This is a genomic window from Mucilaginibacter sp. JRF, from assembly GCF_015223065.1.
Classification (GTDB): Bacteria; Bacteroidota; Bacteroidia; order Sphingobacteriales; family Sphingobacteriaceae; genus Mucilaginibacter.
In genome coordinates this window covers 157,430-171,642 of sequence record NZ_JADFBY010000007.1, presented here as the reverse complement: position 1 = coordinate 171,642, position 14,213 = coordinate 157,430, and the positions used below count along the sequence as shown (strand labels likewise).

Sequence of the window (14,213 nt, the reverse complement as noted above, 5' to 3'; positions counted from 1 at the left end):
GGCTTTATTTTAAAATTAACGTTATTTGTGCTGTTTTATGAAGATAACGCTTTTAACCGTTGGCAAAACTGAAGATTCGTACCTGCGCGAGGGTATCGAAAAATATGTGAAGCGCCTTAAGCATTACATTAAGCTTGAACTGCTTGATCTTGCCGAGTTAAAGAACACCAAAGCCCTCTCGCAAGATCAGCAAAAGGCGCGTGAGGCCGAGATGATCCTCAAAAAGATCACCCCGCTTGACCATGTGATATTGCTGGATGAAAAAGGCAGCGAACTCACCTCAACCCAGTTCGCTAACACCATTAATAAACACATGGTAGGCACGGCAAGTCATTTAGTGTTTATTGTTGGCGGGCCTTATGGTTTTGATGCCTCGGTATACCAGCGGGCTAATGATAAGCTTTCGCTTTCGCGGATGACGTTTTCGCACCAAATGGTACGCCTGTTTTTTATTGAGCAGTTATACAGGGCTTTCACCATTATTAAAGGCGAGCCGTATCACCACGAGTGATCAGGCAATATAATATCAGGTAACGGTCATACGAGTTGATCATCTGCCGTTAGTAGGTATAAAATTTGCTACATTGCAGGCATGGGAGCAGGACACGATCATTCTCATCATCACCACGATCACGGCGTAAAGCTTGATCATCTGAATAAGGCCTTTATTTGGGGCATTGCCCTCAACATTACCTTTGTTGTGGTTGAGGCCGCGGCAGGTTTGTACAGCGGCTCGTTAGCCTTACTTACCGATGCCGGCCATAACCTGAGCGATGTAGCCAGTTTGGCTTTAGCCTTATTGGCCTATAAACTCACCAAGGTTACCAGCAATAAGGTATACACTTATGGCTATAAACGATCGACCATATTAGTTTCCTTTTTTAACGCGGTGATATTGTTCGCGGCCATTGGCGTTATTGTTTATGAGGCTATTGAGCGCCTTACCCAACCGCAGGCCGTTCCCGGTGATACCATTATTTGGGTAGCGCTTACCGGTATAGCCATTAACGGGTTTACCGCCTGGCTGTTTATGAAGGATAAGGAAAAAGACCTGAATGTTAAGGGCGCCTACCTGCACATGGCGGTTGATGCCATAGTATCATTAGGGGTAGTAATATCGGGCGTTATTATTGCCTATACCGGCTGGTTTTGGCTGGATAGCGCAGTGAGCATAATTATAGCCATTGTTATTTTAATTGGCACCTGGGGACTGTTTAAGGATAGCCTGCGCCTGGAGATGGACGGCGTACCAAAAGACATGGACATTGCCGCCATAAAAGCCGAACTGTTAAAAGCCAACGGCGTGCTTGATATACACCACATGCACGTATGGGCGTTAAGCACTACCGAGAATGCCCTCACCGCGCATTTGGTTATAGCTCCCGAATCTATCGACAATTTTGACAAGATAAAGCACGACCTGCGCCACCGCCTGGAGCATTTGGACATAAACCACAGCACCTTTGAGCCCGAGTTTAGCGAGAAAAAGTGCGACGACCCGGTTTGCTGTTAAATAAAAACGCCATTGCAGATGACCGCAATGGCGTATTTTATTTTTAAAGCTCGCTGAAATTACTCAGCTTTTTTAGCTCTTGGCTTTTTTGCCTTTGGTTTTTCTTCGGCTGGGGCTTCGGTTACTTCAGCCTCGGCAGCGGGTGCGGCCGGTGCTTCTTCGGCTACCGGTTCGGCAGCAGGAGCGGTTGGCTCAGCCTCGTTAAACTGTGGCAGATCTTTCAGGATGTTGAACCATGAAACGATCTTCTTCATATCCGAAGCATAAACCTTATCCTCGTCATGATCCGGCGCTACTTCTCTGAAGTATTCGCGCAGTTTTTTGCCGTCGGCTTTTGCATCCGGTGGGGTTGATGTTTTCATGCGCTCAAAAATATCTTTAAGCTTAATGTCATCATCCAAACCAAAAACGGTTATTTCCTCTAATGCCGCCAGTTTAGCGGTTGACAGGTTTGCAACCAACTTTGTTTTTTGCGCGTCAAGGCTTTCCAGTATAAAACCGGTTTTGTTTTGCGCCAGGGCTTTCCATAAACCCGGCTTGCCCGATACCGCTACTATTCCGTATAAATTCATATAGTGAGTTGTGAGTGGTTAGTAGTGAGTGGTGAATAGTGAATGGTGAGTTAAATAAATAGAAAAGTTATAAGATTTACTATTTAATTTTTGCTTCATTCACTACTCACAATTCACCACTCACCAAAATTATTCCTCAATTACTTCGATGGTAGTTATTTTATCGCCCTGGCGAATGTCGTCAACCACGTCAACATTTTCAACAACCTTACCAAAGCAGGTGTGGTTACGGTCAAGGTGAGCGGTGTTGGCACGGCTGTGGCAAATGAAAAACTGTGAGCTACCGGTGTTACGACCAGCATGCGCCATTGAAAGTACGCCACGATCGTGGTATTGGTTTTCGCCGGTTAATTCGCAATCAATGTGATAGCCTGCACCGCCAGAACCTGCTTTGTAAGCCGTTGCCGGATCTTTTGAGAACGGACAACCACCCTGTACCACAAAGTTAGGGATAACACGGTGAAAGGCTATACCATCGTAAAAGCCCTCTTTGGCCAGCTTTTTAAAATTAGCTACTGTATTAGGTGCATCATTATCGTAAAATTCTACGGTCATGTTGCCCTTTTCTGTTTTTATGATCGCTTTACTCATCTCTTTACTAAATAGTTTGCAAAGGTAGTAAAAAAGAGTTAAGCCGAAAGGTTAAAGCGAAAAGCGGAAAGGTGGTTAACTATGCTGATAATTTACTGCTAATCGTCCAACCAATCTTCCAGTATTCCCTCTGCTTTTATTTTGAACAAATCATCAACATAAGCACCTTTAGAGGTTTTGCTCGCTTTTTATCTTTTACATCAAAATATGGAGCTAAGTATTTGTCAAAAGCTTTTTGATTGAAAGCTGAAAGATCAATCATAACTGATTCTTTGAACTTTATATCTTGAATTTTAACATCTCTTTCATCCTCTTTAAACCGACTTTCATCAAATCTATATGGGTCACCGGGGCTTGCCCATTGCCCATCTGATGTAGGGTAAACATCGAAGTATTGATATTTAAAGTGATAGAGCTTTCCATCAGCCTCAAGTATCACAAAAAGCAGAACATTTTTGTAAGCAGCAAAACTGGGTTTACCCATGTGATCGTATACGTCAAACTCAATAGTATCTTTATCAAATTTGTTATGTACGTTTTTAATTATCTTGTATTTCGCCTTAAATGCATAATCTGAGATAATAGGTGACAAAAAATCGCCGGGCGGCAAATCAGGGGGACGTGTTGTATCTAATACCGGTTTAAATTCTTCTACGCTGATCTTTTCTCCCACAAAAACATACAGGCTGTCATTTTGAGCAGAGCAAACATGAGTTGTTAATAAGAAACAAATCAGGAAAAACAATCTGTGCATAAGATGAATTGGTTTACATTGAAGATAGCAATTACTCAGCACATTTATCGTTACATTTGGATATGAACGCACACCAAAAAAAGCTTTCACCTTTCCGCTTTCGCCTTTCAGCTTTCACCTCTCGCCTTTCGCCTTTCACCTTTCAGCTTTCGGCTATAATTATTCTGCTTTTAGCTTTCGGCTTAAACGTGGCCAGAGCATCATCGTTGCTTATACCGATGGATGAGGAGCAAAAGGATCACCTGAAATCGTACGGAATTGCTTTTTGGATATTGCAGAATGGTGGCGAGGTTAACTGGCTGCTTAATTACCGTGGAGGTAGCTTTATGATGGCCTACAGCCAAAAAACCGAGGCGGAGTGCAAAATACGTGGCGTAAGCTACCAGGTTATTGCAGATGCCGCCGCTACCGGCATACTAACCGAGGTGAGCGATCCATCAGTAAATATGGATGTGGTTAAGCTGCAAAAAGCACCTAAGATTGCCGTGTATTCACCCAAAAGTAAATTACCCTGGGATGATGCCGTTACCATGGTGCTTAAGTATGCCGAGATACCTTATACCGTTATTTACGATGAGGAGGTAATAAAAGGCGAGCTGCCCAAGTACGATTGGCTGCACCTGCACCACGAGGATTTTACCGGCCAGTTCAGCAAATTTTATGGCGCTTACCGTTACGAGCAATGGTATGTTAACGATGTAAATACGCAGCAGGCCACGGCCAAAAAGCTGGGCTTTAACAAGGTATCAAAAATGAAGCTGGCCGTGGTGCAAAACATACAGGCCTTTTGCACCGGTGGCGGGTTTTTATTCGCCATGTGCGCCGGTACCGATACGTTCGACATAGCCTTAGCTGCCGCCGGTACCGACATTTGCGAGGCCATGTTTGATGGTGATGGTGCTGACCGTGCCGCGCAAAGCAAACTGGATTTTAGCCAAACCTTCGCCTTTCAAAATTTCAGGCTGGATATGAGCCCTATCTCGCACCAGTTCAGTAATATTGATGTGAGCCAGACACGCGCTGTTGAGCGCAGCAAGGATTTTTTCACGTTGTTCGATTTTTCGGCAAAGTACGATGTGGTGCCCAGCATGCTTACCCAAAACCATGATAAGGTGATCAAGGGTTTTATGGGCCTCACCACAGCCTACAATAAAAGCGTGCTTAAACCGGGTATAACCATTATGGGCGAAATGAAAACCGCCAACGAAGCCCGCTACATACACGGCGAATACGGCAAAGGCCAATGGACATTTTACGGCGGCCACGACCCCGAAGATTACCAACACGCCGTAGGCGACCCACCTACCGACTTAAAACTCCACCCCAACTCGCCGGGCTATAGGTTAATATTGAATAATGTGCTGTTCCCGGCAGCTAATAAGAAGAAGCAGAAGACGTAGGAGCGCAGGCGTAGCCCCCCGACCCCCTAAAGGGGGAGATTTTAGCAGATTTTCAGACAATATATATATATATATATACTCCTCTTTAAGAGTCAATAACAAAAACTCCCTTTAGGGGCTGGGGGCAAACTCCCCCTTTAGGGGGCTGGGGGGCTACGCCTTTAGGGGACGGAAGAGGCTTGGCTGTTGGTTTACTGAAAAAACGTCCAGCTAACGCCGAGTTTCAGCATGGCATCCTGCATGGGGTAGCGGTTAACGGTGTAGAAACCTTTGCTGAACAGCCCCTGGTTCACATAATCGTATTGTACAAACAGGTTCACGTGGTCAATAGTGGCTTTCATAAAGGCGGTTGCAACAGGGTACGAGCTAAAGGTAACATCGGCACCGTTGTAAAATTGACCTAAACCTGTAGCGTATGATGGCGCAAGGTAGCGTGTGTTGTACCGCACCGTTACACCTAAATTATTGTAAAGCACTTTAAACCATGTTGAGGTAAAGTACAGGCTGCCGTAAGCATATATTTCGGGTGTGCGTAAAATATCCTGATAGTCGGTTTTTTGGTAAACGCCGTAGGCATCAAAGTGCCATTTGCGCCAGCTAAGGTTTTTACCCAAGCTCACCTTTATCATGTTGATCGGTGTGCTCAGCTGCGCCGGTTGCACATCATTACCACCTGATGCGGATGTATAGTATATATAGTCGTTAATTAAAAAATACTCCGCTTTCAGATCCAGCTGCAAGGGTGTATTCACATAATTGAACGATAGATTGGTTGTTTTAACGTTGCCAAAGTCATTATTAAAAATATAGTGGTTTGATACCCACCGGGTAGCCATTAACGGCGGCGAGGCATTTTGCTGGTAGGCTCCCAAAATAACTTTGCCTACCTTGTCGCTACCGCCAATCATCAGCTTGGCATCGTATAAAAAGTTACCAAAATCGCGCCCGGCAACAATCTGCCTAACATCGCCCTCTAACAACACACGATCGCTAAGGCGGTAACCTATGCGGCCCTTAATGGTGATGTTTTGGAACAGCACGTTCTGCATTTTATTATTGCGGATGTACAGGTTACCAAACTCGTTGGTACCGGTATCTAACACATGCTGTGTATAGTTATATAAGTCGTGCTCCAGGCCAATATCCAGCTTAGCCTCGTTTTTGGCCGATTTGCCGCGCAGGTAAAAACTGTACGCAAAATCGTTATGCATGCGGTTAATGGTCAGCGAGTCGTTCGATCGGCGCGAGCTGAAATAATAATCGGGGAATACGTTGTAGGTATCAATATCATCCTGCAAAAACTGGTACCTGCTGCGGGTATAGCTAAAGGTATGCGTTACCCTTTGGGTAGGCCGTAATACGGCTTTTCCTTTGGTTTTTACGCTATCAACATGCCCAATAAAGTACGATTGCCGCAGGTGTATACCCGCCGTTTTCCACTGTGTAAAGCTTTGGGGCAAGCGCACCTGTTCCAAAGTTTTATCGAACGTGGCATTGGCGTCGGTAAATATAATGTCGTTCTTTATTATCGCGCCACTTTCCGGAGCCTTGAGGTTATTGTATATAATGTTGCCGAGCATGTTGTAACGCTTGCTCTTTGACTCGTACCAGGTAAAAAGCGCTACGTTAACATCGCTCACGTTTTGCCGCAACACACTGCTGGTACTATAATAACCCTTTGAACCATTAAAGTTGAGGTTAAAGCCCACGTTGAGTCGCGGATTCACGTTTTGGCTGTGGGTTATTTTTACAAATTGCTCTGCCGAGCCGCCACTTACATAATTCAGGTTGGTGTACTGCACGCGTGCCCGGTAGTAGTTAATATCTTCCGGCCTGATCATGTATGGGTCCAGCGTGTGCAGGCCGGCATCAAAGCCAATAGTTTTTGCAGGTTCAAAAAGTAGTGGCCGTTGCTGTATACCTACGTAACCGCCCAAACTTATGCGCGGGCTGCGCGGCTGATAAAGCGGACTATAATTTTCATAATTACGCAAGGTGGTATCTAACGAAAAATCTTGCGTGCTATCGCCCATAAAACGTTCGGAGCTTACCCTTATCCACGAGGCGTCAAAAACAATGGAATCCTCTTTTTCTTCTTCACGCTTGCGCAGGGTATCCATCAGCTCATCGCCGCTAAGTTGTTTTTGCTGGGTATTCTTGCTGGTATCGCGCATGTAATTGGGCGTACGCTGGCCGGGGTATTGGGTGTTACCATTACCGTTTGACGGAAACTGCGCGAACACGGCCTGAACGCTCAGGCTGAACAGTAAAATTAATATGTATCTCAGCTTTGCAAGCATTAGTTTCCTGCTATCAGTTCCTTTAAAATCAGCGTCAGTTTTGGTTCGGCCTCCTGTGCCACGGCAATTATCTCATCTAACGATACTGGTTGCAATACCTCCGGGAAACCCTCATCAGTTAATACCGAAATAGCGAACACCGGCAGCCCCATGTGGCGGGCCACAATAACTTCGGGCACAGTGCTCATGCCAACCGCGTCGCCGCCAATAAAGCGCAGGTAGCGGTATTCGGCACGGGTTTCTAAATTAGGGCCGGTAACCGCAACATAAACTCCCTTATGGCAAATAATATTGTTGGCCGATGCTATGTTAAGCGCCTTTTCAATCAGATCGATACGGTAAGGCTGGCTCATATCCGGAAAACGCGGACCAAGCTCAAACTCATTCCTGCCTATCAGCGGGTTTTGCGGTTGCAGGTTAATGTGGTCTTCGATTACCATCAGGTCGCCTTTCTTAAAGCCCGGGTTCAGTGATCCGCTGGCGTTTGATACATACAGGGTTTTGATGCCCAGCATTTTCATCACCCTAACCGGGAAGGTGATTTGCTCCATGGTGTATCCCTCGTAATAATGCAGCCTGCCCTGCATAGCCACCACGTTAACGCCGCCAAGCTTACCAAATATCAGCTTACCCGAATGGAATTCAACAGTAGATATCGGAAAATCGGGGATGTTGGCATACATCAGTTGTTTTTCAACCTCAATTTCGTTAACCAAACCACCCAGGCCGGTACCTAAAATAATGCCTGCTTCGGGTACAAAATCGCCGATACGGCTTTTAATGTATGCTGTTGTGCGATGAATATTCTCTAACATAATTTTTTATAAGGCCGGCAAACTCCTGTTCGCCATCAATAAATTTAACACCTATGGGCAACACTAAAAAGGGCAGTTTGTTAACCAGTGGCAGCAGTTGCTGTTCACCTAAACGTTGCGCGTCCTTTTCTGTTGTGATAAGCAGTTTTTTTTCTGCCACGCACGCCTCAAATTCATCAGCAAGTTTACTTATATTTTTTAAGCTGAACTGATGATGATCGGGATATTTGTGATGAATAATTTTCGATGTAAAACCATGCAGATACTGCACAAGCGGCGTGGTATTGGCAATGCCGCTCAGCAAAAACACAGTGGTATCGGCGTCAATAATATCAACAACCTCACTACCATTTAAACTTTGCAATGGCTGATAAGCTATCGATGTAAAGTAAACCTTTTGAAACGGGAATGGCTTTAAGCGTTCGGTAAGCTGTTGCTTATCCTGATCGCTGAGTGTTGGTGGGCATTTGCTTACTATCAGTACATCGGCTCGCCAGCGGCCCAAAAATGGTTCGCGCAGGTTACCGGCGGGCAGCATTAAGCGCGGCTCATTAATGCGGTTATAGTCGAACAATAAAACACTGAAACCCGGCTTAACCGCGCGGTGCTGGTAGGCATCGTCCAACACAATAACATCATGCGCGGGCATCAGCTTTTTAATACCGGTTACCCTATCGGCACATACCGCAACGGTTACATCAGCGAATTTATTTTTGAATTGCGCGGGTTCATCACCAACTTGGGTGGCAGTGGCGTTAACCTCGGCTTCGAGGTAGCCGGTTGTTGAACGGCCGTAGCCCCGGCTCAGGGTAGCTACCTTGTTATCATCTTTAAGCAGGCGGATGAGGTATTCGGTCATGGGGCTTTTGCCCGCGCCACCTACATCCAGATTGCCCACGCATATAACCGGAAAGTTGAACAGCGTGCTTTTAAGTATACCGGCATCATAACACCAGTTACGTATGCTTACCACCAACCCGTAAATGAGCGATAACGGAAATAATAACCAGCGCAGGTATTTCATATCAAGCCGTAAAGATAAATAAAAGCCCTTGTTATAGCATCAATATGCCTGTTGCCTTAGTTTGGCTTTATTAATTTGCATACCAGTACATTAAATAATTTTTAATGTATAAATTCGTTTATATTTCACAACCAATTTAATAAGGCCTCCCGTTTTTATATTTATAGTAAGATGAAAGTGAGGGATTTTAAGATTCTGACAGCCATGCTATTCATCGCTATCTTTTTTTCGAAGATGGTGATATCAGTTGCGCCTGTTATTTTTCATCTGGACAATAAGGTTGTGAAAGCGGTGATTATGCAGCTGGAAAGCGAAAGCAAGGAAAAGGACACCGCAGAGAAAGACATCTGCAAAGAAAAAAAATCATTTGACGAGTATTACACCCAGTTGGTGCGCTTTAACCTGCACGTTATTGAGGTGAACATACTCCACAATCAGGAAACCCTGATATACCATTACGCTTACTCATCAAACATACTTACGCCTCCTCCAAACGCGTAAACCTTTTTAGCCTGTATTTTCCTGGCCGGAAGATGCCGGGCTTACTTCTTCTTTTATAACACACCAAACCATTTTACTAATTTATGAATCAGCATGACCATAATGTCGGCAAGGCAGGCTTTTTTGACCTGCACAAGTATTTTTTAGGCAAAAATCTGAAACGGGACCTCCCGGCCAGTATAGTAGTATTTTTAGTTGCCCTGCCCCTTTGTTTGGGTATCGCGCTGGCATCGGGCGCGCCGCTTTTCGCGGGTTTGTTAACCGGCATAATTGGCGGCATAATAGTGGGTGCGGCCAGTGGTTCGCAGCTTAGCGTTGCCGGGCCGGCCGCCGGACTTACCGTTATTGTGCTCAATGCCATTGCCACCCTGGGTTCGTACGAAACTTTTTTACTGAGCATCATTATTGCCGGGGGAATGCAGATCATTTTAGGGCTGATCAAGGCCGGTACTATCGGCAATTACTTTCCATCGGCTGTTATTGAGGGCATGCTGGCTGCTATTGGTATCATTCTGATCATGAAACAACTACCCCACGCGGTAGGTTACGATGCCGATTACGAGGGCGATGAAAGTTTTTCGCAGGCCGATGACCATAATACCTTTTCGGAGATCATGCACGCCATTGCAAAGATCAATTACGGGGCGGTTATTATTAGCGCGCTATCATTGCTGATACTTATCTACTGGCCCAAAATTAAAAAAGTAGCTGTTGTGCCTGCTCCACTCATTGTGGTGATAGCGGGCATAGCTTTGAGCGCCGTATTTATGGGTACCGATTTCGCCCTGCTGGATAAACAATTTGTTGCCATACCCATTGTTAAGAACGGTGAGGAATTCTTTAACCTTTTCAGATCGCCAAACTTTAGCGCCATAACCAATAAGGATGTTTGGATAGTTGCCGCTACCATTGCCATTGTGGCCAGTCTGGAAAGCTTACTGAGCCTGGAAGCGGTGGATAAGATAGACCCGATAAAACGCGTGTCGCCCACCAACCGCGAACTTGTGGCGCAGGGACTGGGCAATGTAATAAGTGGCATGCTGGGTGGTATGCCCATGACGGCCGTTATCGTACGATCATCAGCCAATGTAAATTCAGGGGCACGTACTAAGGTGAGCGCTATTGTGCATGGGGTGTTTTTACTGTTGTCGCTGCTATTTATCCCGGGGCTGATTAATATGATACCGCTATCGTGCCTGGCAGCCATCCTGTTGATGACCGGCTATCGCCTTACCCGTGTAGAACTGTTCAGGCATGTATGGCACAAAGGCCTGTCGCAATTCATCCCCTTTGTAGTAACTATTGTGGCCGTGGTATTTACTGATCTGCTTAAGGGTGTAGGCATAGGTATGCTGGTAGGTATATTTTATATACTGCGCACCAATATGCGTAACCCGTATTTTTATAGAATTGTTAAGGACGACGACGGCAAAAAGACCATCCATATCAGGCTGGCCGAGGAGGTATCGTTCTTAAATAAGGCCGCCATACAAATAACCCTCACCAGTTTACCCGAAGGCAGCGATGTACTGATTGACGGATCGAACTCAAGATACATTGACCCCGATGTGCTCGAAACCATCCATAACTTTAAGCATAACGCCTACACCAAGGGTATTATAGTACAGTTGCAAGATGTTAAGGACAGGTATGATGTGCCCAAATTAAAGGAACTTATATACAAGCCCTGATATTTAAAACAGAACAGTTGATGATTTTGCATGTTAACATATGGTACAATGAGTGGTTGCCGCGTAATTGGAAACATTTGCCGGTAATTCGCTGTTCATCAACTCAAAAAAACTGTATGCTGCGTCAACCCAAGGAAGAACGTTCTCTAAAACAAAATATGCTGCTTGCCTCATCTACCGCGTTTGTGGCAGGTGTAACCAACGTAATAAGTATTATTGCCTTTTTCGCCTTTACCGCAAATGTTACCGGCCACGTGGCCAACCTGGCCAAAGAAATTATGGAGCAGGATTACAGCAGCATTGAGGTTTTCGTGCTTTGGCTGCTGCTGTTTTTCATCGGCGCGCTGATAGCCAGTTTCGCTATTAAGAGTTTTGAGGGCAAGAGTAATTACCGGGCCAATGCAATACCTATAGTTATTGAAATTATAGTGCTGCTTTTTGTGGCTATTTACGGCAACAACTTTTACAGTGGTACTGAAAATGAACGCGAGATAATTACCGGCTGTATATTATTTGCCATGGGCTTGCAAAACGGCATGGTATCAACAGCATCGGGCGGGTTAATAAAATCAACCCACTTAACGGGTTTATTTACTGATCTGGGCACCGAACTGGCCGATTATTATCACCCCAAAACACCACAGCCGGTTGAGCTGCGTAACAAGATCATCATCCGCATTACGGTACTTGGCTTTTATATTTTAGGAGGTATTATCGGGGCGTATTTTTATAATAAATATCATTTTGTGGTTTTCTACTTTTTACCGGTAATTTTGCTTACAGTATTATTTTACGATCTGATACCTATGATCATTCATCGTATAACCCGTATATTTTCAACAGATACAAAAACTAATAAAGCAACATCATAAAACCCATTAAACATTTACACCATGTGCGCAAATACAATTCCTGAATTACACGACACAAGTCACATCACTTACGAGGGCTTACTTGAAGGCAACAAAGAGTTTGTGGCCAATACATTAAAGATCGATCCGCATTATTTCGATAAGCTGGCCAATGGCCAAACGCCACCGGTTTTATGGATTGGCTGCGCCGATAGTCGCGTACCAGCCAACCAGATTACCCGTACCATGCCGGGCGAGATATTTGTACACCGTAATATTGCCAACATGGTGATACATACTGATATGAATATGCTCAGCGTGCTCGATTACGCAGTGAACGTATTGAAAGTAAGGCACGTTATTGTTACCGGTCATTACGGTTGTGGTGGTGTATTAGCCGCTATGGGCAACAGTTCGGTAGGTATAATTGATAACTGGCTGCGCCACATTAAGGATGTGTACCGCCTGCATGCCGAAGAACTTATTGCCATTGAGGACGAAAAGAAACGTGGCGACAGGCTGGTTGAGCTGAATGTTTTTGAGAACGTAGGCAACCTCTGCAAAACATCCATAGTACAAAACGCCTGGAAAAAGGGACAAGACCTGAGTGTACACGGTTGGGTTTACGCCATCAACACCGGCCTCATCACCGATCTCAAGATCAGCCAAAACTCAAACTCAAACCTTGAGAATGTGTTTAAGTTTGTTTTGTAAGGTTCTTTAAAATCTAAATAAAAAAACTTGTCATTTCGAACGAGGTACGAGGAGGAATCTGTACGCTTAATTATGAAAGGTGTGCAGATTTCTCGCTATCGCTCGAAATGACAAGGAGTATTAGTTAAAAAAACCACGTCATTGCGAGGAACGAAGCAATCTCTTTAGGAAATTCTACAAGACAAGTCGCTCGAGGATTGCTTCGTTCCTCGCAATGACGCGTTTATTAGAAGTCCTCCCCCCGGGGAGGATTATTCGTATATTATTATCTGTTTTTCAGTGGAGCTCATGAGGGCTCCGCAGTTTAGGAGGGGTTATCAAAGAGATAAAAAAATAACAGTATTACCCTTTGCTGCGCTCTACCACCTCGGTATAATAATCCTCATACAGCGGCAGTATGTTCTTAAGTTCAAATATCTTGGCGCGGGCAAGGGCGTTATCCTTAAAGGTGTTCAGGCGTTCGTCATCTTCCAGTATATATATTGAGGCTTCGGCCATGCCTTCAACATCGCCTACGTCTTTTAAGAAACCGGTTTCGCCGTCAACATTAAGTTCAGGCAAACCACCGGCGTTACTGCTGATCACGGGGACTTTGCAGGCCATGGCTTCCAACGCGGCCAAACCAAAGCTTTCGGATTGTGACGGCATCAGGAACAAGTCGGCTACTGAAAGTATTTCTTCAATGGCATCCTGCTTGCCCAAAAAACGTATCTGATCGGCCACACCCAGATCGCGCGATAGGTGCTCGCAACGCGAACGCTCTACGCCATCGCCTACCATAAGTAGTTTGGCCGGTACTTTTTTCACTACCTCGGCAAAAATGCGCACCACATCCTCGGTACGTTTTACCTTACGGAAGTTAGAGGTATGCACCAAAATACGCTCACCGTTTGGCGCTATGGCCTTGCGAAAGTGATCCTTCGGTTTAAAGCTAAAGCGGTTGAGGTCAATAAAGTTAGGTATAACCTTGATCTCGTTCTCTATATCAAAAAAGTCGTATGTGTCTTTACGTAATGATTCGGATACGGATGTTACACCGTCTGATTTATTGATGGAGAAGGTAACAACAGGTTTAAATGTCCTGTCTTTACCCACCAGGGTAATATCGGTACCGTGCAGGGTAGTTACTACCGGTATGCTGATGCCATAAGTAGCTAAAATCTGCTTGGCCATAAAGGCTGCCGATGCATGTGGTATAGCGTAATGAACGTGCAGTACGTCCAGTTTTTCAAAACGCACCACATCAACCAGGCGACTGGCCAGGGCCAATTCATAAGGCTGAAAATCGAACAAAGGATAGTTTGATACCGATACCTCATGGTAAAAAAGGTTCTCGGAGAAAAGATCAAGACGCACCGGCTGGTTATAGGTAATAAAATGTACCTGATGACCACGCTCGGCAAGTGCCTTGCCCAACTCTGTAGCAACAACCCCGCTACCGCCAAAGGTTGGATAACAAACAATTCCTATTTTCATTTCGGTTGCAA

Annotated in this window: 14 protein-coding genes; 7 read left to right on the top strand and 7 right to left on the bottom strand. The window is 45.1% G+C overall.

The genetic code is table 11. The annotated features are described in order from the left end of the window. Window positions 1-37: 37 nt before the first annotated feature. Both rlmH and IM792_RS16650 read left to right on the top strand, forming a co-directional pair. Window positions 38-511, top strand: coding sequence for a 23S rRNA (pseudouridine(1915)-N(3))-methyltransferase RlmH (gene rlmH, locus IM792_RS16655; RefSeq protein WP_194103029.1), 474 nt, complete (start codon window positions 38-40; stop codon window positions 509-511). Window positions 512-592: 81 nt separating this feature from the next. After that, entirely contained in the window at window positions 593-1,513 is a 921-nt protein-coding gene (locus IM792_RS16650) for a cation diffusion facilitator family transporter (protein ID WP_194103028.1), read from the top strand. A gap of 59 nt (window positions 1,514-1,572) precedes the next feature. Here the strand turns inward: IM792_RS16650 and IM792_RS16645 are convergent, their stop codons facing one another. The 3 genes from IM792_RS16645 to IM792_RS16635 all read right to left on the bottom strand — a co-directional run bounded on the left by IM792_RS16645 (window position 1,573) and on the right by IM792_RS16635 (window position 3,430). Beyond that, on the bottom strand, window positions 1,573-2,085 hold the full coding sequence (locus tag IM792_RS16645; protein WP_194103027.1) for a DUF5606 domain-containing protein: 513 nt from the start codon (window positions 2,083-2,085) through the stop codon (window positions 1,573-1,575). 129 nt (window positions 2,086-2,214) lie between these two features. Next, a complete protein-coding gene (locus tag IM792_RS16640) occupies window positions 2,215-2,676 on the bottom strand; it encodes a peptidylprolyl isomerase (RefSeq protein ID WP_194103026.1) in 462 nt (153 codons plus the stop codon). Window positions 2,677-2,812: 136 nt separating this feature from the next. Then, window positions 2,813-3,430 (bottom strand): hypothetical protein, encoded by a 618-nt coding sequence (locus IM792_RS16635; RefSeq protein ID WP_194103025.1) that lies wholly within the window; start codon window positions 3,428-3,430, stop codon window positions 2,813-2,815. 218 nt (window positions 3,431-3,648) lie between these two features. Here IM792_RS16635 and IM792_RS16630 point away from each other — a divergent pair, with 218 nt between their 5' ends. Next, window positions 3,649-4,830 carry an asparagine synthetase B gene (locus tag IM792_RS16630; RefSeq protein ID WP_228085201.1) on the top strand — a complete coding sequence of 394 codons (1,182 nt, stop codon included), beginning with the start codon at window positions 3,649-3,651 and terminating at the stop codon, window positions 4,828-4,830. Between the two features lie 191 nt (window positions 4,831-5,021). Here IM792_RS16630 and IM792_RS16625 read toward each other — a convergent pair whose 3' ends face one another. From IM792_RS16625 to lpxK, 3 genes are read right to left on the bottom strand one after another with little or no spacing between them, the layout of a single operon-like run. Next, the gene (locus tag IM792_RS16625; RefSeq protein WP_194103024.1) at window positions 5,022-7,130 is read right to left on the bottom strand and encodes a putative porin; all 2,109 of its coding nucleotides are present in this window, start codon (window positions 7,128-7,130) and stop codon (window positions 5,022-5,024) included. Next, window positions 7,130-7,945: a purine-nucleoside phosphorylase gene (locus tag IM792_RS16620; RefSeq protein ID WP_194103023.1), complete on the bottom strand. Its 816-nt coding sequence runs from the start codon at window positions 7,943-7,945 to the stop codon at window positions 7,130-7,132. The genes IM792_RS16625 and IM792_RS16620 overlap by 1 nt, the downstream gene beginning before the upstream one ends. Then, window positions 7,908-8,969 carry a tetraacyldisaccharide 4'-kinase gene (gene lpxK / locus IM792_RS16615; protein WP_194103022.1) on the bottom strand — a complete coding sequence of 354 codons (1,062 nt, stop codon included), beginning with the start codon at window positions 8,967-8,969 and terminating at the stop codon, window positions 7,908-7,910. The genes IM792_RS16620 and lpxK overlap by 38 nt, the downstream gene beginning before the upstream one ends. A 171-nt stretch (window positions 8,970-9,140) precedes the next feature. Between lpxK and IM792_RS16610 the strand changes: the two genes are divergently transcribed. From IM792_RS16610 to IM792_RS16595, 4 genes are all read left to right on the top strand, one after another. Continuing rightward, a complete protein-coding gene (locus IM792_RS16610) occupies window positions 9,141-9,470 on the top strand; it encodes a hypothetical protein (RefSeq protein WP_194103021.1) in 330 nt (109 codons plus the stop codon). A gap of 83 nt (window positions 9,471-9,553) precedes the next feature. Beyond that, entirely contained in the window at window positions 9,554-11,161 is a 1,608-nt protein-coding gene (locus tag IM792_RS16605) for a SulP family inorganic anion transporter (protein ID WP_194103020.1), read from the top strand. A gap of 116 nt (window positions 11,162-11,277) precedes the next feature. Continuing rightward, complete coding sequence (locus IM792_RS16600; RefSeq protein ID WP_194103019.1) at window positions 11,278-12,033, top strand: YoaK family protein; 756 nt, start codon at window positions 11,278-11,280, stop codon at window positions 12,031-12,033. Window positions 12,034-12,054: 21 nt separating this feature from the next. Further along, window positions 12,055-12,726 carry a carbonic anhydrase gene (locus IM792_RS16595; protein WP_194103018.1) on the top strand — a complete coding sequence of 224 codons (672 nt, stop codon included), beginning with the start codon at window positions 12,055-12,057 and terminating at the stop codon, window positions 12,724-12,726. A gap of 342 nt (window positions 12,727-13,068) precedes the next feature. On the opposite strand, the gene bshA is transcribed toward IM792_RS16595, so the two are convergent. Then, window positions 13,069-14,202 (bottom strand): N-acetyl-alpha-D-glucosaminyl L-malate synthase BshA, encoded by a 1,134-nt coding sequence (gene bshA, locus IM792_RS16590; protein WP_194103017.1) that lies wholly within the window; start codon window positions 14,200-14,202, stop codon window positions 13,069-13,071. Window positions 14,203-14,213: the final 11 nt, after the last annotated feature.